At 75.1% G+C, this 18,570-nt stretch carries 17 protein-coding genes; 12 read left to right on the plus strand and 5 right to left on the minus strand.

Annotated features, from left to right (window positions below):
* The first annotated feature begins 63 nt into the window (after nucleotides 1–63).
* Complete coding sequence (locus DT076_RS01970) at nucleotides 64–1,536, plus strand: DEAD/DEAH box helicase (RefSeq protein ID WP_114124943.1); 1,473 nt, start codon at nucleotides 64–66, stop codon at nucleotides 1,534–1,536.
* A gap of 70 nt (nucleotides 1,537–1,606) precedes the next feature.
* On the opposite strand, the gene DT076_RS01975 is transcribed toward DT076_RS01970, so the two are convergent.
* Complete coding sequence (locus DT076_RS01975) at nucleotides 1,607–2,374, minus strand: SDR family oxidoreductase (RefSeq protein WP_114124944.1); 768 nt, start codon at nucleotides 2,372–2,374, stop codon at nucleotides 1,607–1,609.
* A 100-nt stretch (nucleotides 2,375–2,474) separates the two neighbouring features.
* Between DT076_RS01975 and DT076_RS01980 the strand changes: the two genes are divergently transcribed.
* The 6 genes from DT076_RS01980 (at nucleotide 2,475) to DT076_RS02005 (ending at nucleotide 7,594) form a co-directional block, all read left to right on the plus strand.
* Nucleotides 2,475–3,302 carry a helix-turn-helix domain-containing protein gene (locus tag DT076_RS01980; protein ID WP_114124945.1) on the plus strand — a complete coding sequence of 276 codons (828 nt, stop codon included), beginning with the start codon at nucleotides 2,475–2,477 and terminating at the stop codon, nucleotides 3,300–3,302.
* Nucleotides 3,299–4,180, plus strand: coding sequence for a DUF1206 domain-containing protein (locus DT076_RS01985; protein ID WP_114124946.1), 882 nt, complete (start codon nucleotides 3,299–3,301; stop codon nucleotides 4,178–4,180). Before DT076_RS01980 ends, DT076_RS01985 begins: the two co-directional genes overlap by 4 nt.
* Before the next feature lie 89 nt (nucleotides 4,181–4,269).
* Nucleotides 4,270–4,656 carry a hypothetical protein gene (locus DT076_RS01990; RefSeq protein WP_114124947.1) on the plus strand — a complete coding sequence of 129 codons (387 nt, stop codon included), beginning with the start codon at nucleotides 4,270–4,272 and terminating at the stop codon, nucleotides 4,654–4,656.
* The gene (locus DT076_RS01995) at nucleotides 4,653–5,246 is read left to right on the plus strand and encodes a methyltransferase family protein (protein ID WP_114124948.1); all 594 of its coding nucleotides are present in this window, start codon (nucleotides 4,653–4,655) and stop codon (nucleotides 5,244–5,246) included. The genes DT076_RS01990 and DT076_RS01995 overlap by 4 nt, the downstream gene beginning before the upstream one ends.
* Before the next feature lie 78 nt (nucleotides 5,247–5,324).
* Nucleotides 5,325–6,515 (plus strand): Gfo/Idh/MocA family protein, encoded by a 1,191-nt coding sequence (locus DT076_RS02000; protein ID WP_114124949.1) that lies wholly within the window; start codon nucleotides 5,325–5,327, stop codon nucleotides 6,513–6,515.
* Nucleotides 6,512–7,594: a Gfo/Idh/MocA family protein gene (locus DT076_RS02005; protein ID WP_114124950.1), complete on the plus strand. Its 1,083-nt coding sequence runs from the start codon at nucleotides 6,512–6,514 to the stop codon at nucleotides 7,592–7,594. The genes DT076_RS02000 and DT076_RS02005 overlap by 4 nt, the downstream gene beginning before the upstream one ends.
* Before the next feature lie 27 nt (nucleotides 7,595–7,621).
* On the opposite strand, the gene DT076_RS02010 is transcribed toward DT076_RS02005, so the two are convergent.
* On the minus strand, nucleotides 7,622–8,107 hold the full coding sequence (locus DT076_RS02010) for an SSI family serine proteinase inhibitor (protein WP_158548016.1): 486 nt from the start codon (nucleotides 8,105–8,107) through the stop codon (nucleotides 7,622–7,624).
* A 144-nt stretch (nucleotides 8,108–8,251) separates the two neighbouring features.
* Here DT076_RS02010 and DT076_RS02015 point away from each other — a divergent pair, with 144 nt between their 5' ends.
* From DT076_RS02015 to DT076_RS02025, 3 genes are all read left to right on the plus strand, one after another.
* Nucleotides 8,252–11,230 (plus strand): S8 family serine peptidase, encoded by a 2,979-nt coding sequence (locus DT076_RS02015; protein ID WP_147264034.1) that lies wholly within the window; start codon nucleotides 8,252–8,254, stop codon nucleotides 11,228–11,230.
* Between the two features lie 143 nt (nucleotides 11,231–11,373).
* The gene (gene ilvA, locus DT076_RS02020; RefSeq protein WP_233493565.1) at nucleotides 11,374–12,741 is read left to right on the plus strand and encodes a threonine ammonia-lyase IlvA; all 1,368 of its coding nucleotides are present in this window, start codon (nucleotides 11,374–11,376) and stop codon (nucleotides 12,739–12,741) included.
* A gap of 59 nt (nucleotides 12,742–12,800) precedes the next feature.
* Nucleotides 12,801–13,127, plus strand: coding sequence for a DoxX family protein (locus tag DT076_RS02025; protein ID WP_199538887.1), 327 nt, complete (start codon nucleotides 12,801–12,803; stop codon nucleotides 13,125–13,127).
* 16 nt (nucleotides 13,128–13,143) lie between these two features.
* Here DT076_RS02025 and DT076_RS02030 read toward each other — a convergent pair whose 3' ends face one another.
* Together DT076_RS02030 and DT076_RS02035 are read right to left on the minus strand one after the other, a co-directional pair.
* Nucleotides 13,144–14,058 carry an alpha/beta fold hydrolase gene (locus DT076_RS02030; RefSeq protein ID WP_233493566.1) on the minus strand — a complete coding sequence of 305 codons (915 nt, stop codon included), beginning with the start codon at nucleotides 14,056–14,058 and terminating at the stop codon, nucleotides 13,144–13,146.
* Nucleotides 14,059–14,113: 55 nt separating this feature from the next.
* Nucleotides 14,114–15,415, minus strand: coding sequence for an MFS transporter (locus tag DT076_RS02035; RefSeq protein WP_158548017.1), 1,302 nt, complete (start codon nucleotides 15,413–15,415; stop codon nucleotides 14,114–14,116).
* A 251-nt stretch (nucleotides 15,416–15,666) separates the two neighbouring features.
* Here DT076_RS02035 and DT076_RS02040 point away from each other — a divergent pair, with 251 nt between their 5' ends.
* Nucleotides 15,667–16,914, plus strand: coding sequence for an APC family permease (locus tag DT076_RS02040; protein ID WP_233493567.1), 1,248 nt, complete (start codon nucleotides 15,667–15,669; stop codon nucleotides 16,912–16,914).
* The gene (locus tag DT076_RS02045) at nucleotides 16,911–17,387 is read left to right on the plus strand and encodes a PPOX class F420-dependent oxidoreductase (protein ID WP_114124954.1); all 477 of its coding nucleotides are present in this window, start codon (nucleotides 16,911–16,913) and stop codon (nucleotides 17,385–17,387) included. Before DT076_RS02040 ends, DT076_RS02045 begins: the two co-directional genes overlap by 4 nt.
* Before the next feature lie 12 nt (nucleotides 17,388–17,399).
* Here DT076_RS02045 and DT076_RS02050 read toward each other — a convergent pair whose 3' ends face one another.
* On the minus strand, nucleotides 17,400–18,449 hold the full coding sequence (locus DT076_RS02050) for a VIT1/CCC1 transporter family protein (RefSeq protein ID WP_233493568.1): 1,050 nt from the start codon (nucleotides 18,447–18,449) through the stop codon (nucleotides 17,400–17,402).
* Between the last annotated feature and the right edge of the window lie 121 nt (nucleotides 18,450–18,570).

Below are 18,570 nucleotides of genomic sequence, written 5' to 3' on the forward strand. Positions count from 1 at the left end.
CACTCCCGCGCGAACCGTGCGGTGTCGTTCGTACCGTCTGGCGGGACGCAGAATGCGAAACCTGTGACCACTGCCTTCACCCGCCTCGGCCTGCCCGCGTCCCTGGACGCCGTCCTGGCCGGCCGCGGCATCACCACCCCCACCCCGATCCAGGCCGCCACGCTGGCCGACTCGCTGGCCGGACGCGACGTCCTGGGCCGCGGTCCCACCGGGTCGGGCAAGACCTACGCCTTCCTGTTGCCGCTGGTGGCTCGGCTGATGGCCTCCGGCACGCGCCGCAAGCCGAAGGCGCCCCGGGCCCTCGTGCTCGCTCCCACCCGCGAGCTGGTCGGCCAGATCCAGGCCGCCCTGCAGCCGCTGGCCGACGTGGCCGGGCTGCGCACGCTGACCGTCTTCGGCGGCGTCGGGCAGAACCCGCAGGTCACCGGCCTGCGCAACGGCGTCGACGTCGTGCTCGCCTGCCCCGGCCGGCTGGAGGACCTCATCTCCCAGCGCGCCTGCAGCCTGGCCGAGGCGGAGATCACCGTCCTCGACGAGGCCGACCACATGGCCGACCTCGGGTTCCTGCCGGCGGTCCGCCGGCTGCTCGACCAGACCCCGCGCGACGCGCAGCGGCTGCTCTTCTCCGCCACCCTCGACGGCGGCGTCGACGTGCTGGTCAAGCGGTTCCTCACCGATCCGGTGACCCACTCCACCGACGGCCCGGCCACCGCGGCGCCGGCGATCAGCCACCACGTGCTGCACCTGCCGCGCGAGCAGCGGCTGCCGGTGCTCACCGACCTCGCCAGCGCCCCCGGACGCACCGTCGTCTTCGCCCGCACCAAGCACGGCGCCAAGGCGCTGGCCCGCCAGCTCAACCGCAACGGCGTGCCCGCGGTCGAGCTGCACGGCAACCTCAGCCAGAACGCCCGCACCCGCAACATGGACGCCTTCCACTCCGGACGGGCCCAGACGCTGGTGGCCACCGACATCGCCGCCCGCGGCATCCACGTCGACGACGTCGCGCTGGTGGTGCACGCCGACCCGCCGGCCGAGCACAAGGCCTACCTGCACCGCTCGGGGCGCACCGCCCGGGCGGGCGCGGAGGGCGTGGTCGTCACCCTGATGACCGACGCCCAGGTCGCCGACGTCCGCGCGCTCACCCGCGCGGCGAAGATCCGCCCGACCACCACGAAGGTGCCCGGTCCGACGCACCCGATCCTGCAGGAGCTGGCGCCGGGGGAGCGGTCCCTGGTGCCCGGCGGGCTGGTGCTGCCCACCCCCGAGGAGCAGCCTCAGCAGCCGTCCGGACGCCGCTCGGGTGGCGGTCGGTCGCGCCGCGGTGGCGGAAGCCGGCCCGCGGGGGAGCGCGGCACCTCCGGCCCCACCCCGGCGGGACGCTCCGGCGGCACCTCCGCCCAGGGTGGCTCGGCGCAGGGCGGCTCGCGTCGCCGTCGGCGTCCCCGCTCCGGCGGCGGCCGTGACGGGGCCAGCCCGGCGGCGCACGCCGGCGGCCACAGCGCGGCCGACTTCAGCCGACGCACCCGCACCCGCTGAGACGACCCGCGGGCCGTCCCCGACCTCGCGTCGGGGGCGGCCCGCGGTGCGTCCGGGGCGGATCGCGCGATCAGCGCTGACGGGTGGGGCGGACGATGATCTCGTTGACGTCGACGTCGTCGGGCTGGTCCATCGCGTAGGCGATGGCGGCCTCGATGGCGCCCGGCTCGATGGCGTGGGTCCGGTAGGTGCGCATCGCCTCGGCGGCCGTCGGGTCGGTGATCGTGCCGGCCAGCTCCGAGGTCACCACGCCGGGGCAGATGGTGGTCACCCGCAGGCTCGGGTCGGACTCCTGGCGGAGCCCCTCGGTGATCGCCCACGCGGCGTGCTTGGTGGCCGAGTAGACCGCGCTCGTGGGCACCACCTCGTGGGCGCCGACACTGGCCACGGTGAGCAGGTGCCCGCCGCCCTGCTCGGTGAAGACCGGCAGCACCGCGGCGATCCCGTGCAGCAGCCCGCGCACGTTGACGTCGATCATCTGGTCCCACTCCGGGACCAGCAGCGCGTCCAGCCGGGACAACGGCATCACGCCGGCGTTGTTGACGAAGACGTCGACCCGCCCGTGGCGGGCGCGGGCGTCGGCGACGAAGGAGGCCACGTCCTCGCGGTCGGTGACGTCGAGGCGGGCGGTGTGCAGGCTGCCGCCGGCCCTGGCGGCCGGCTCGGCGACCCGGTCGGCCAGGGCGTCGAGGCGGTCGGTGCGGCGGGCGCCGGCGACCACGTGGTGCCCGCGTCCGGCGAGCCCGGCGGCGACGGCCTCGCCGATGCCGCTGCTGGCCCCGGTGACGAGCACCACCTTGGGAGCGGGAGCGGGGGTCGGGGTCTGGTTCGTGTCCATGGCTCCACCGTGGTCGCCCCGACGGCGCGGCGGGAGGCCGCGCTGTTCGGGGGAGCACCGCACCCACCCTCGGGGTGCGCTCGCGTCCTACGCTGCGTTCATGGTCTCCGAGCTCGGTCGCTACCTGGTCTCCCGTCGTGCCCAGGTGACCCCCGACGCCGTCGGGCTGCCCCCGACCGGGCGGCGCCGCGTCCCGGGACTGCGCCGGGAGGAGGTGGCGCTGCTGGCCGGTGTCAGCGTCGACTACTACGTCCGCCTGGAGCAGGGCCGCGAACGCACCCCGTCCGCGCAGGTGGTCGACGCCCTGGCCTCGGCGCTGCGGCTCGACGAGGACGCCCGCCTGCACCTGTTCCGGGTGGCCGGGCTGGCCCCGCGGGCGCGTGCGGCGGTCACCGACCGGGTCGAGGAGTCCCTGCAGGAGCTGGTCGCCGGCTGGCCGGACAACCCGGCCGTGGTCTACAACCGGGCCTACGACGTGCTGGCCTCCAACGCCATCGCCGACGCGCTGTTCCACTCCTGGAGCTCCACCCGCAACCTGCTGCACCTGGTCTTCACCGATCCCGCCGCACGCACGTTCTACGTCGACTGGGACGAGGTGGTCCGTGGCTCGGTGGCCGCGTTCCGGCTCAGCCACGGTGAGGCCCCCGACGACCCGCGGGTGCAGCAGGTGCTGGCCGAGCTGCTCAAGGCCAGCCCGGAGTTCGCCCGGCGGTGGGCCGACCACGACGCCCGCGGCAAGACCCTGCAGCGCAAGCGGTTCCGCCACCGCGACGTCGGTGCGCTCACCCTGACCCTGCAGACCTTCGACGTCCGCGCCAGCCCCGGCCAGGAGCTCGTCGTCTACTCCGCCGCTCCCGGCTCCGGCAGCGCCGCGGCACTGCGGCTGCTCGGCTCGCTGGCGGCCACGCCGGCTGGTGACCGCGGTTGAGCGACGGCCCGGGCGGCGCGGTGGCTGACGACGGACGCCGCGCCGCCGGCGTCGGCGACCGCCTCGGGCACGCCGGGGAGCGGGCCGAGCAGGCCGCCCGGGCGTTGCGGCAGGTGCAGGTCTACCGCGCGATGGTGCGGATCGGGCTGGTGGCCTACGGCGTCGTGCACCTGCTGGTCGCGGTGGTGGCGCTGCAGCTGGCGCTCGGCGTCGGTCGGCAGGAGGCCTCCAGCACGGGTGCGATGGCCGAGGTGGCGACCCAGCCGCTGGGGGTCGTCCTGCTCGGGGCCATCGCGGTCGGTCTGGTCACGCTGGCGCTGTGGAAGGTGCTCGAGGCCCTGCTCGGCCACCGCGAGGCGCACGGCTTCACCCGGGTCCGTCGCAAGGCCTCCGCGCTCGGCACGGCCCTGCTCTACCTGGTGCTGGCCGCCACCGCGGTCCGGGTCGCCGCCGGTGCGCGTCCCGGCACCGCCCGCGAGCGGGGCCAGGACCTCGCCGCCCGGCTGCTGGACCACCCGGTCGGGGTGGGGCTGGTGCTGCTGGTGGCCGCGGGCGTGGCCGGCTTCGGCGTGGCCGCCGGGATCAAGGGCCTGCGACGCACCTTCCGCGAGGACCTCAGCCGCGAGCCCGGCCCGGTCGGCCTCCTGCTGGGTGTGGTCGGCCACGTCACCAAGGGGGTGGCCTACCTGGTGGTCGCCAGCCTGCTGGTGGCGGCCGTGCTGACCTCCGACGCCGAACGCGCCGGCGGGCTCGACCTGGCCCTGCGGGCGGTGCGGGCCCAGGTGCACGGTGGGGTGCTGCTGACGCTGGTCGCCCTCGGGCTGGCCGCCTACGGGCTGTACTGCTTCGGCTGGGCCCGGGCTCCCCGGCACCGCTGACCCGGGACGGTGGGCTCGTGCGGCGGGCGCGACTGACCCCCGGGAGGTCGCGCGGGCGCCAGGGCGGGTCGGCACGCCATCATGGGCCGGTGACCGCCCGCCGCCTCGCCGCCGCCTACCTCGCGGCCCAGGGCGTCGCCGTCGGACTGTGGTGGGCGCTGCTCGCGCTCCGGCCCGACGTCCGCGCCCTCTTCGAGCTGGGCGACCCGGCGCTGCTGGACGCCTACCTGCCGCCCGACGTCGTCCTCGGCCTCGCCTCGCTGGCCGCCGCCCGGCTGGTCACCACCGCCCACCCGGCGGCCCCGGTGCTGACCGGGCTCGTCCTCGGCGCCGTCGGGTACGGCACGGCGATGACGGTCGGGCAGGTCCTCGGCGGCGGCCAGGGCTGGCTCGGGCTGCTCGCCATGGCCGCGGCCACCGCGGCCACCGCGGTCTGCCTGCGGGTGGTCGCCCGACGGGAGGTGGAGACCACGTGAGGGTCTACCGGACGGCGCGACCGGCATCGGCCCGGCGGCACCTGGTCAGGACGCTGGCGTGGATGGTGCTCGTGTGGTTCCTCGCCCTGGTCGCGCTGCCCGCGGTGCTGCGCCGGCTGGAACGTGCTGCCGGGATCGGCCGGGTGCGGGTGCCGGGAGGACGGGTGCTGGGCGGTGGGCTGCTGCTGGCGGCGAGCGCGCTCGGGATCCGGTCCGCGGTGGCGATGGCCGGGGGTGGCGGCACGCCGGTGCCCTTCGACGCCGCCGCCCGGCTGGTGGCCGACGGCCCCTACCGCTGGGTGCGCAACCCGATGGCGGTGAGCGGGGTCGCCCAGGCGCTCGGCGTCGCGCTGGCGGTCGGCTCGCCGAGCTACCTGCTGGTGCCGCCAGTCGGTGCGGTGGCCTGGCACCGGCTGGTCCGTCCGTCGGAGGAGCGCTTCCTGCGCTCCTGCTTCGGCGAGCAGTTCGAGGACTACCGCGCGGCCGTCCCGCTGTGGCTGCCGCACGCGCTCCGCCCGCGGGCCCGCACTCGACCGCGCCCTGGGTCTCGCCGGGCGGGCCTGGCACGGCGGCAGCCACCGGTCCACTAGCGTGGGCGCGCCGGTCCGCGCCGCTCGGTGCAGGCCGGGCCCGCCCGCCCCCGCACGACGAAGAGCAGGAGTCGCAGCGTGATCAAGGTCGCCGTCATCGGCACCGGCAACATCTCCCCAGCCCACCTCGAGGCCTACCGGTCCTTCCCCGACCGCTGCCAGGTGGTCGCCCTGGCCGACATCGTCCCGCAGAAGGCCGAGGCGGCCCGCGAGCGCTTCGGGCTGACCGATGCCCGGGTGCACGCCTCGCACACCGAGCTGCTCGAACGTGGCGACGTCGACCTGGTGAGCGTCTGCACGCCGCCGTCCACCCACGAGCAGATCAGCGTCGACGCGCTGAGCGCGGGCGTCCACGTGCTGTGCGAGAAGCCGATGGCGCCCTCGCTGGCCGCCTGCGACGCGATCCTCGCCGCCGAGCAGGCCGGCGGCGCCCTCTTCTCCTCGGTGGCGCAGAACCGCTTCCGCGACGACGTGGTCCGGTTCAAGGCGGCGCTCGACTCGGGGCTGGCCGGGCCCGTCTCCCGGGTCGAGGTGACCTCGGCGTGGTGGCGCGGGCTGCCCTACTACGACCTGTGGTGGCGCGGCACCTGGGAGCAGGAGGGCGGCGGCTGCACCCTCAACCACGCCGTCCACCACATCGACCTGCTGCTGTGGCTGATGGGCGCCCCGCAGGCCGTCACCGCGGTGCTCACCAACGCCGCCCACGAGAACGCCGAGATCGAGGACCTGTCGGTCGCGGTGCTGTCCTACCAGCGGGCACTGGCCACCGTCACCAGCTCGGTGGTCGACCACGGCGAGCGCCAGCAGATGGTGGTCCAGGGCCGCGCGGCCAGCATCGCCCTCGACGGCGACGTGGTCGCCGACGTCACCCAGCCCAACGGGTTCCCGGTGCCGGGTGGCGACCCCGCCCTGGTCGAGCGGCTGCGGACGCTGGCCGCCGAGCAGCCGCCGCTGGCCCACACCGGTCACACGGGTCAGGTCGACGACGTCCTCACCGCGATCGAGCAGGGCCGCCGGCCGGTGGTCGACGGGCACGACGGCCGTCGCACCATCGAGCTCATCACCGCCATCTACCGCGCCGGGGTGGAGCGCCGCACGGTCGACCTGCCGCTGGCCGCCGACGACCCCTGGTCGCTGCCCGGCACCCTCACCGAGCGGGCCCCGCGCTTCTTCACCAAGACGGCCTCGGTCGCCGAGCAGGCCGGGGCGATCAGCGTCTCCGGCGCCCCCACCGCAGACACCCAGGACAACGACAAGGAGAGCCGATGAGCGCCTCAGACGGCGGGACCTACGCACCCGCCCCCGTCCCCGCCGCCGTCGTCGAGCCGGGCGACTTCACCTTCGCCGCGATCGGGCTGGACCACGGCCACATCTACGGCATGTGCCAGGGCCTGATCGGCGCCGGCGCCGGGCTGAAGTGGGTCTACGACCCCGACCCGGCCAAGGTGGAGCAGTTCCGCGAGCGGTTCCCCGACGTGCGGGTGGCCCGCTCGGAGGAGGAGGTGCTCGGCGACGCCGAGGTGGGTCTGGTGGCCGGTGCCGCGGTGACCAGCGAGCGCTGCGCGCTGGGTCTGCGGGTGATGGAGGCGGGCAAGGACTACTTCACCGACAAGGCGCCGCTGACCACCCTCGAGCAGCTGGCCGCCGCCCGCGAGGCGGTGGCCCGCACGGGGCGCAAGTACGCCGTCTACTACTCCGAGCGCGTCCACGTCGAGACGGCCGTGTTCGCCGAGCAGCTCATCGAGCAGGGCGCCATCGGCAAGGTCATCCAGGTGATCGGGCTCGGCCCGCACCGGCTCAACGCGCCCAGCCGTCCGGCGTGGTTCTTCGAGCGTGCCCGCTACGGCGGCATCCTCACCGACATCGGCAGCCACAACGTCGACCAGATCCTGCACTACACCGGCTCCACCGACGCCGAGGTGGTCAGCAGCACGATCGCCAACCACGCCCACCCCGAGCACCCCGAGCTCGACGACTTCGGCGACGCCCACCTGGTCACCGACACCGGGGCCGTGGGCTATCTGCGCTGCGACTGGTTCACCCCGGACGGCCTGCAGACCTGGGGCGACGGGCGCACCTTCATCCTCGGTACGGAGGGCTACATCGAGCAGCGCAAGTACATGAACCTCGCCACCTCCGACGGCCCCGGGCACCTGTTCCTGGCCAACGGCGAGCAGGAGCGGCACTTCAACGTCACCGGGACGGTGGGCTACCCGTTCTTCGGCCGGCTGGTGCTGGACTGCCTCAACCGGACCGAGGACGCCATGGGCCAGGCCCACGCGTTCAAGGCGATCGAGATCGCCATCACCGCGCAGAACCAGGCCCGGGACCTCTCCAACCGGGGCTGAGCCGGGACGGGTCGCCGCCCGCCGCGCTCAGGAGCCGGCGGGCGGCAGCAGCCCGGTCAGCGCCGTCCACCGGGCGATCTCGCAGCCGTCGGTCAGTGCGAAGCGGCTGGAGACCGGCTGGCCGCGCCAGCTGCCGGTGACGGTGGCGGTCTGCGGGCCGCCGTACTGCATCGTGCACTGGCGGTCGGCGGGCACCGGCTGCAGCGCGTCGGCGTGCTGCTCCAGCGCGGCGCAGGCCGCCTCCGGGTCGGGGTGGTCCCCGCCCGGCGGGTCGCAGCGCAACGTCCAGGTGGTCACCTGCCCGCTGCCGTCGTCCACCTGCACCACCAGCTCGTCCGCGCCCCCGCCGGGCGTCGGGGTGGGCTCGACGGTGGGCGGCGGGGGAGACGGCTTCGGGCTGTCCGACGCCTGCGCCGACGGGGTGGCCTGCGGCGCCGGCCCGGGCGCGCCCGGAACGCAGGCGGCGACCACGAGCAGCACCAGCAGGCCGATCCGCCAGGGGTGGATGCGCACGAGTCCCTCCTCAGATCTGGGGCGTCCCGGTCGCCACGCCGGAGAGATGGTCTTCCCACGGGCGCCGGACGCGATGATGTTCACCCTATTTCCCGGCCGGACCCCGACCGGGCACCCACCTCCTGCCACCCCCCTGGAGAGCCTGTGCCAACCTCACCCCGCCGTCGCCTGCTCGGGCTGACGGCCGCCACCTGCGCCGCCGCCGTCGTGCTGACGGGCTCGCCCGCGGCCGCGGTGCCGCCCTCCGACCTGCCGGTCCCGGCGTCGGGGCGCTACATCGTCACCCTGACCGACGAGCCGCTGGCCACCTACGACGGCGGCACCGACGGCATCGCCCGCACCCGCCCGACCGAGGGCCGCCGGGTCGACACCACCTCCTCCGCAGCGCGGGAGTACCGCCGCCACCTCGAGGAGCGCCAGGACGAGGCCGCCGAGCGGGTCGGCGTCGAGCCGACCCGTCGCTACGCGGTCAGCCTCAACGGCTTCGCGGCCACCATGACCGCCGACCAGGCCCGCGAGCTCGAGACCACCCCGGGCGTGCTGGCGGTGAGCAAGGACCAGCTGCACAAGCCCACCGACGACAAGAACTCGGTGGACTACCTGCGGCTCTCGGGCCCGGGCGGGGTGTGGGAGAGCCTCGGCGGCACCGACGCCGCCGGTCGCGGTGTCGTGGTCGGCGTCCTCGACACCGGCATCTGGCCGGAGAACCCGTCCTTCGCCGGTGACGAGCTCAGCGCCACCGAGCCCGGCGACGACGACCCGTACCGCGCCTACCGCGACGGCGAGGACATCGTCATGGCGAAGTCCGACGGCAGCACCTTCACCGGCGAGTGCGAGACCGGCGAGGAGTTCACCGCCGACCTCTGCAGCACCAAGCTGGTCGGCGCCCGCTCCTTCTCCGACGGCTGGGAGGCCGCGGTCCCCGAGGCGTACCGCAACGACTACCTCTCCCCGCGCGACGGCGGCGGTCACGGCTCGCACACCGCCTCCACCGCCGCCGGCAACGCCGACGTCCCGGCCACTGTGGAGGGCAACGACTTCGGCACCGTCTCCGGGGTGGCCCCCGGTGCGGCGATCGCCAGCTACAAGGTGCTGTGGGAGGGCACCACCGAGGAGACCACCGGCGGGTGGACCTCCGACATCGTCGAGGCCATCGACGCGGCCGTGGCCGACGGGGTGGACGTCATCAACTACTCCATCGGCAGCGGCTCGGAGTCGGCGGTGGACAACCCCATCAGCCTGGCCTTCCTCTCCGCGGCCTCGGCCGGCATCTTCGTCTCAGCCTCGGCCGGCAACAGCGGCCCGGGGGCGTCCACCCTCGACAACACCGCCCCCTGGGTGACCACCGTCGCGGCGAGCACGGTCGCCCCCTACGAGGGCACCGTCGTCCTCGGCGACGGCCAGCGGTTCAGCGGCATCAGCACCACCGTCGACCAGCCCACCGGGCCGGCCCCGCTGGAGGTGGCCGTCGAGGTGAAGACCGCGGCCGCCACCGACGCCGACGCCGCGCTGTGCGCGCCGGGCACCCTCGACCCGGCCAAGGCGACCGGCACGATCGTCGTGTGCGACCGCGGCGTCGTCGACCGGGTGGCCAAGTCGGCCGAGGTCGAGCGGGTCGGCGGCATCGGCATGGTGCTGGTCAACCTCACCGAGCTCAGCCTCGACGGCGACCTGCACAGCGTGCCCACCGTGCACCTCAACCCGCCCGCCTCGGCCGACGTGAAGGCCTACGCCGCCACCGCGGGCGCCACCGCGACGCTCGAGCCGGGCAACCTCGCCGGCGACACGATGCCCCACCCGCAGATCGCCGGCTTCTCCAGCCGCGGGCCGTCCACCGCGACCGGAGGCGACCTGGTCAAGCCCGACCTCGCCGCCCCCGGTGTGAGCATCCTCGCCGCGGTCGCCCCGCCGTCGAACTCCGGACGCGACTTCGACTTCTACTCCGGCACCTCGATGGCCGCCCCGCACGTCGCCGGCGCCGCGGCGCTGCACTACGGCGACGGTGTGCACCCCACCTGGTCGCCGATGCAGGTGAAGTCGGCGCTGATGACCACCGCCGAGGACCTGGTGGACGCCGAGGACCAGCCGGTCACGGACCCGTTCGTCCAGGGCGCGGGGGAGCTGACCCCGACGAGGATGTTCGAGCCCGGTCTGGTCTACGACTCCGCCGACGAGGACTGGCTGGCCTTCCTCGAGGGCATCGGCGTCCGCACCGGCACCGGGGTGGAGGCGGTCGACCCGAGCGACTACAACACCCCGTCGATCGCGGTCGGCTCGCTGCTGAGGACCCAGACCGTCACCCGCCGCGTCACCGCGGTCGAGCCCGGGCTCTACCGCGCCCAGGCCTCGGTGCCCGGGCTGGACGTCGAGGTCACCCCGTCGATCCTCAACTTCGACAGCGCCGGGCAGACCAAGACCTTCACGGTCACCCTCACCAACCACTCGGTCGACTTCGACGAGGCCGCCACCGGCTCGTTGACCTGGTCGGGGGCCGGGACGACGATCCGCAGCCCGATCGCGGTGACCCCGCGGGCCCTGCTGGCGCCGGAGTCGGTGGCCGGCAGCGGGCGCAACGGTCAGCTGCGGTTCGAGGTGCAGCCCGGCGTCGAGGGCCGCTTCCCGATCCGCGCCTACGGCCTGGCCCAGGGCGCGGCGAGCAACGGCACGCTGCCGGCCGGGGCGGCGTCGCAGTACGAGACCACGGTCGCCGAGGGCGCCAAGGTGGCGCAGTTCACCACCCGCACCCCGGCCCAACGCGCTGACCTGGACCTGTACGTGTACCGCGTGCAGGGCAGCACGGCCACCCTGGTGGCGCGGTCGGCCACCGCGGCCGCGGACGAGACGGTGGTGCTGTCCGCACCGGCGCCCGGCCGCTACATCAGCCAGGTGGTCAACTTCGCCAACGCGCCGGGCACCAGCTCGACCGCCTTCACCCACCGCGGCGCGGTGGTGACCGAGGACTCGGCCGACGGACGGCTCCGGGTCACCCCGGCCGACCCGACCGCCGAGGTGGGCGAGCCCATCACCGTCACCGCCCGCTGGAACCGGGTCGACGGCACCAGCCCCTACCTCGGCTGGGTGGAGTACCTGGACGGCTCCGGGACGGTCCTCACCGTCAACTGAGCCCGCCCGGCCGTGGAGAGGATCCCGACCATGGCGCTCCCGACCAGATCCGACGTCTCCTGAGCCCGCCGCAGGGCCGGCGGGCCGTCGAGCGCGGACGGCGGGAGCTGCAGAAGCCGGCGAACCAGGCCCGGCTCACGCAGGTGCTGCGCAAGATCTCCGGCCGCCGCTCCCGAGCCCGGCCGGAGCAGGCGCCGGATCTCGGTCCCGGTGCGGCGTCCGGGCACGCCCGCGAGATGATGCCGGTCGTGCCCGAGCTCCGCCGCCCCTCCGTCACCGCCGCCGACGTCGACGACGCCGCCGCCCGGCTGGAGGGGACCGTCCTCCGCACCCCGCTGCAGCCGCACCCGCGGCTGTCGGCGCTGACCGGCTGCGAGGTGCTCCTCAAGCGGGAGGACCTGCAGGCCGGACGTTCCTACAAGGTCCGCGGCGCCTACAACCTCATCGCCCAGCTGGACGCCGAGGAGGTGGGCCGCGGCGTGGTCTGCGCCTCGGCCGGCAACCACGCCCAGGGGGTGGCCTTCGCCTGCGCCGCCCTCGGCGTCCGCGCCCGGATCCACCTGCCCCGCACCACCCCGCGGCAGAAGCGCCGCCGGGTGGCCGCGATCGGCGGGGAGTGGGTCGAGATCATCGTCTCCGGCGGCTACTTCGACGAGGCTGCCGAGGCCGCCCGCCTGGACGCCGCCCGCGACGGCGCGGTGCTGGTGCCGCCCTTCGACGACGCCCGGGTGGTCGCCGGGCAGGGCACCGTCGTGCGCGAGGTGGTGGACCAGCTGGGCCGGGCGCCGGACGTCCTGGTGGTACCGGTCGGCGGTGGCGGGCTGGTCGCGGGCAGCGTCGTCTGGCTGGCCGAGCACCACCCCGGGACGCGGGTGGTCGCGGTCGAGCCGCACGGTGCGGCCAGCCTCTCCGCGGCGCTGGGGGCCGGGCACCCGACCACCCTGGCCGAGGTGGACACCTTCGTCGACGGCGCCTCGGTCGCCCGGGTGGGTGAGCTGTGCCTCGACCTCGTCCGCGACCGGCTGGACCGGGTGGTGACGGTGCCGGAGGGACTGGTCTGCGTGGAGATGATCGACCTCTACTCCGAGGACGGGATCATCGCCGAGCCCGCCGGCGCGCTCGCCACCGCCGCCCTGCGCACCCCCCTCGGGCTGGAGCCGGGGGAGAGCGTGGTGTGCCTGGTCAGCGGCGGCAACAACGACCTCAGCCGCTACGCCGAGATCGAGGAGCGGGCGCTGCTGCACGAGGGCCGCAAGCACTACTTCATGGTCGACTTCCCCCAGCAGGCCGGGGCGCTGCGGCTCTTCCTCGACGAGGTGCTCGGCCCCGACGACGACATCACCCTGTTCGAGTACGTCAAGCGGAACAACCGCGAGGTCGGCCCGGCCCTGGTCGGAATCGAGCTGGGCGACCCGGCCGAGCTGGCGGCGCTGCTGGCCCGGATGGAGGCCAGCCCGATCCACGTCACCCACCTGCCGCCGGACACCCCGGTGACCCGCTTCCTGGCCTAGTGCGCCCCCCGGCGTGGCGTCGGGTCCGTGAGCGTGCTGCCCGACCCGGTGTGGCCGGTGTGGTGCTGACCCTGGTCCAGCTCGGCGACGCGGGGATGTGCCTGCGACCGGTGCCGTTCGTCGCCCGTTGCCTGGACGACGTGGCCTTCCCACGCCGCTGGTGGTGGGTGCTGGCGCCGCTGAAGACGGCCGCAGCGCGCGGTCTGGTGACCGGCATCTGGGTGCCGTACCCGGGTCTGGTCACCACCGTCGCGCTGGTGCTCTCCTTCGTCGTCGCGATCACGATGCACGTGCGGGCCCGCGACCTCGGTCGCAACCTCCTCGTCAACGCCACCGGCATGCTGGTGCTCTGCGTGGCGACGCGGCTGCACGCGTTCCTGCTCTGACCGTGCCGCCCGGGCCTCAGGAGACCGAGGGCTGCCGGCCGGCGTCGCGGGCGGGCGGTCGGGCGCTGCGGGCGGCGGTCCGGGCGATGGCGTCGACGACGGCGTCCCAGGTGCCGACGGGCAGGCTGTGGCCCATCCCCTCGATCGGCAGGTACTCCGCCCCCGGCACGGCGCGGGCGGTGGCCCGTCCACCGGAGACGTGCACCAGCGGGTCGGCGGTGCCGTGCACCACCAGGGTGGGGACGTCCAGCTCGCGCAGCGCGGACGTCCGGTCGCCGGCGCGGAGGATCGCCATCAGCTGGCGGACGGCGGCCTCGGGGCGCAGCCCGCGCTCGAAGCTGCGGGTGAGCATGTCGCGGATCTCCTCCTCGTCGAAGGGGAAGCCCTTCGCGGCGAGCACCCGCAGCCGCGCCACCGAGCGAGTGAGGTACTCCTCGAGGTCGTCCGGGGCGGTCTGGCCGGCCCCGCGGACGAGGTCCAGCCGGGTGGGGAAGCCGACGGTGCGGCGTCCGGTGGTGGACATGATCGAGGTGAGGGAGCAGGTGCGCCCGGGGTGCCGGATCGCCACCAGCTGGGCGATCATGCCGCCCATCGACACCCCGACGACGTGGGCGGAGCCGTGGCCGAGCACCCGCAGCAGCTCGACGGCGTCGTCGGCGAGGTCCTCCAGCGTGTAGGGCAGCTCGTCCAGGCCGAGCAGCGTGCGCAGCGGTCGGACCGGGTCGCCGGGGACGACCTCGGAGCCGCCGATGTCGCGGTGGTCGAAGCGGATGACGTGGAACCCGCGGTCGGCCAGCCGCTGGCAGAACGCGTCGGGCCAGCCGACCATCTGCCCGCCGAGGCCGAAGAGCAGCAGCAGCGGCGGGTGCTCCGGCTCGCCGAACGTCTCGTAGACCAGGGTGAGGTCACCGACCTTCGCCTCGCGCTCCACGTCCCCGATCGTAGGCGGCGGCCTCGGACCGGCCCGGCCCCGGTCCGGGGCCGGCTCAGGCCGTCACGGGGGCGCCCTGCCGCGCGGCGCGGGAGGTCAGCACCGCCTGCACCGCCAGGCCCGCGGCCGAGACCACGCACAGCGCCGCCGGCACCACGAACACCCCAGGCACCCCGAACCAGCCGACCCCCAGCCCGCCGGCGATGCCGCCGATCGCGGCGGCGAAGCGCATGGCGGAGAAGTAGAGCGAGGAGGCCATGCCGACGCCGGTGGGGTAGAGCTCCTGCGCGACGCTGATGCCGATGCCGCCGAGGGTGGCCCACATCGCGGAGTTGAGCAGGGTGGCGGCGATGAGCACCAGCTCGTGCCCACCGAGCATGAAGCCCAGGTTGGCCAGCACGCCGAGCAGCACGTTGACCACCACCAGCCGGTGGGCGCCGAACCGGTCGGCGAGCACCCCCATCAGGGGGATGAAGAACAGCATGCCCACCGACTGCATCGAGATGACCAGCCCGCGCAGCCAGTCCGGGGTGCCGAGCTGCAGCTCCATGTAGATCGGCAGGTAGGCGAACTTCACGGTGTCCCCGCTCATCGCCAGCACACCCAGGCCGAGGAAGGCCAGCAGCGGACCCAGCCCGGTGCTGCCGCTGCGCCGACGACGGAGACGGGCCCGGGTCGGACGGGTGGCCGGTCCGGGCCCGGTCGCCGGGGCGGGCGCCGGATCGGCGGCGACCGTGGCCCGGGCGACCTTCAGCCCCAGCATCGGCACGACCTGCAGCAGCGTGAAGACGCCGGCGGCCAGCATCGAGGCCCGCAGCCCGAGCGCGCTGCCGAGGACACTGCCCAGCACCGGCCCGGTCATGAAGCCGAGGCTGAACCCGAGCCGCACCGTCGACATCACCCGGTTGTCCACGCCGGTCGGGTGGTGGGTGAGCTGGTCGCGGACCGCGGCGAAGATCAGCGAGCCGGTCGCCCCGGAGAACCCGAGCACGGTGAGGTTGAGCACGAAGGCCATCCACGCCGAGGTGCTGAGCGCCAGCGCCACCCAGCCGACCAGCCCGACCACGGCCCCGAGCCGGAACAGCCACAGGCGGTCGGTGAGCCGGTCCGACCAGGCCCCGACCACCCAGCCCAGCACCGGGGCGCCGAGCTGGGTGAGGAAGAACAGCCCCGCCACCTCCAGCGAGGTGTGCAGCTCCTGGACCAGGAACAGCGACAGCTGCGGCATCGCGACCGACAGACCCACCCCGGCGAAGAAGAGGCTCGCCACCGCGGCCAGGTAGAAGCGGTCGGTGACGACCATCCGCAGCACCGAGCCGGACCTGCGGCCCGCGTCCGCGCGTGTCGTCGCCGTCACCGCCACCACCGCGCCCGGGGAGGAGGCGGCGTCCGCGGGGTCGAGGGCATGCCTCACGGTAGCCCCGGACGCCCGGGGCGGTGCGACGGCGCCCCGGATCTGGACCCGCGACCACCACCGCCGCAGCGGCATGCGGTCGGGCCGCGGGCCGGTACGTCCCCGCGATGGCGTACCTTCGTGCTCGTGCCGCCCGACCCCGTCCAGGCCGTCAGCGACCCCAGCACCGCCCGAGCCGTCGCAGGAGGCCGCCGGTGAGCGCATCGACGGTGCTGGCCCGCCGGCTCGGGTTGCTCGAGTCGGTGGGCGTCGGACTCGCCGCCATGGTCGGCGCCGGCGTGTTCGCGGCGTTCCCGCCCGCGGCCGCCGCCAGCGGGAGCCTGCTCTGGCTGGCGCTGCTGCTGGCCGCGCTGGTGGCCTGGTGCAACGCGTTCTCCTCGGCCCGGCTGGCGGTGCACCACCCGCGCTCCGGTGGCACCTACGTCTACGCCGGCGCCCAGCTCGGACCGCTGTGGGGGTTCCTGGCCGGGTGGGGGTTCGTGGTCGGCAAGACCGCCTCCTGCGCTGCGATGGCCTGGACCGTCGGCGCCTACGCCTGGCCCGAGCACCAGCGCGAGGTCGCCCTGCTGGCCACCGTGGTGGTGGTCGCCCTCGACGTGGTCGGCGTCCAGCGCTCGGCCCGGGTGGCGCTGGCCGGGGTGCTGGTCGTCCTCGCGGTGCTCGTCGCGGTGGTGCTGGCGGCCGCCCTCACCCCGCTCGCGGCCGGTGGCGACCCGTCCGCGGGCGATCCGGCGGACGGGCCCGGGCCGCTCGGCGTCCTCGGCGGTGCGGGGCTGCTCTTCTTCGCCTTCGCCGGCTACGCCCGGCTGGCCACCCTGGGGGAGGAGGTGCGCGACCCCGGGCGCACCATCCCGCGTGCCGTGGCGATCGCGCTGCTGGTCACGGTCGCCGTGTACGCGGCGCTGGCCTGGGCGCTGGTGCGCACCCTCGGTGTCGACGGGCTGGCCGGCAGCACCGACGCCGTCGCCGACGCCGTCCGTGCCCTCGACCTGGCCGCCTGGGTGCCGGTGGTGCGGGTGGTGGCGGTGCTGGCCGCGGCCGGCGCGCTGCTCACCGTCGTGCTCGGCATCTCACGGACCACCCTGGCGATGGCCCGCAACGGCGACCTGCCCCGGGCGCTGGCGCGGGTGGAGCCGCGCCGCCAGGTGCCGGTCCGCGCGCAGCTGGCGGTGGGGGCCGTGGTGGTGGTGCTGGTGCTGCTGGTCGACCTGCGCGAGGCGATCGGCTTCTCCTCCTTCGCCATCCTCGTGTACTACCTGCTGGCCAACCTCTCGGCCTGGACGCTGGGCCCGCACCCGGTGACCCGGGTCACCGCGGCCGTCGGTGCCGTCGGGTGCGTCGCACTGGCCGTCTCGCTGCCGTGGACGTCCGTGCTCGCCGGGCTGCTCGTGCTGGGTGTGGGCGTCGGCGTCCACCTGGTGCGGCGTAGGGTCGCGCCATGAGCCGCACCATCGCCACCAGCACCACCGCCAGCCGCGAGGAGATGCTCGACTTCGTGCGTCCCCGCCACCACATGCTGCTGGTGACCCGCCGCCGCGACGGCGAGCCCCAGCTGTCCCCCGTCAGCGGCGGGGTGGATGCCCAGGGCCGGATCGTCATCTCCTCCTACCCGGGCCGGGCCAAGGTGGTCAACGCCGCCCGCGACCCACGCGTCAGCGTCTGCGTCCTCTCCGACGACTTCGGCGGCGCCTGGGTGCAGGTGGACGGCGAGGCCGAGGTGCTGCACATGCCCGACGCCGAGGACGCCCTGGTCGAGTACTTCCGCTGCATCAGCGGCGAGCACCCCGACTGGGACGAGTACCGGGCCGCGATGCGGGTGCAGGACAAGTCGCTGATCCGGATCACCCCGGCCCGGTGGGGGCCGATCGCCACCGGCGGGTTCCCCGCCGACGTGGCCGCCCGGCTGGACGCCTAGGCCAGCCGGCCGTCAGGCCACCGAGGTCCCGAACGCCAGCCCGAGCAGGTAGGTCGCCGCGGCGGCGCCCCAGCCGATCGCGAGCTGGCGCAGCGCCCGCTTCAGCGGCGAGACCCCCGACAGGAGCCCGACGACGGAGCCGGTGAGCAGCAGCGCGAGCCCGACCAGCCCCGCCGACCAGGCCACCGCCACCCAGCCGGTGGCGCCGATCAGCCAGGGCAGCACCGGGACCAGCGCGCCGGAGGCGAAGAAGCAGAAGCTGGAGACCGCCGCACCCAGCGCGCTGCCGATCTCCTCGTGGGAGGCCTCCTCGCCGACCTCCAGCGAGCGCAGACCGGCCAGCACCTCCGCGGCGTGCTGATCGGCCTCGGCGGCCGGGACGCCGCGGGCCTGGTAGACCAGCGAGAGCTCGTTGGCGTCGACGTCGAGGCCGGGCAGGTGCCGGGTCGTGTCGGGGTTGGGCGTGGAGGCTGCCAGCAGCTCGCGTTGGGAGCGCACCGAGACGAACTCCCCGGCACCCATCGACAGCGCACCGGCCAGCAGACCGGCCACCCCGGCAGCCAGCACGACCCCCGGCCCCACGCCGGTGGCCCCCATGCCGAGCACCAGCGCCAGGTTGGAGACCAGCCCGTCGTTGGCCCCGAACACCGCCGCCCGGAAGGTGCCGGAGATCCGCTGGCGGCCCCGCACCGCCAGCCCCCGCACCACCTCGGCGTGGATGTGCTCGTCGGCGACCATCTGCTCGGTGGCGTGCTCGTCGGTCTCGTAGGGGGAGCGCTGCTCGGCCCGCTGCATCAGCGCGAGCACGAACACCGAGCCGACGTGGGAGGCCAGCCAGCCCAGCATCCGGGTGCGCAGCCCGGCCCGGACCGGGCGTCCCACCCGGTCGCCCAGCAGCGCCCGCCAGTGCGTCTCGTGACGCCCCTCCGCCTCGGCGATCTCCAGCAGGATCCGCCGGTCCTCACCGTGGCGCCGACGCGCCAGCCGGCGGTACACCCGTGCCTCGGCCTGCTCCTCGGCGAGGTAGCGGCGCCACCGCCGCAGGTCCCGTGCGGTCGTCACCCTCTCAGCCACCTCGACAGTGTTCCAGAGCGCCAGCACCGGGCCGTCCTGACCGGATGGTGGAAGAGCCGAGGCGGTCTGGGAGGCCCGCCTAGGGTCACGGGGTCGACGGTCGTCCCAG

Origin of the sequence: Desertihabitans brevis (assembly GCF_003327535.1) — a bacterium.
GTDB lineage: Bacteria > Actinomycetota > Actinomycetes > Propionibacteriales > Propionibacteriaceae > Desertihabitans > Desertihabitans brevis.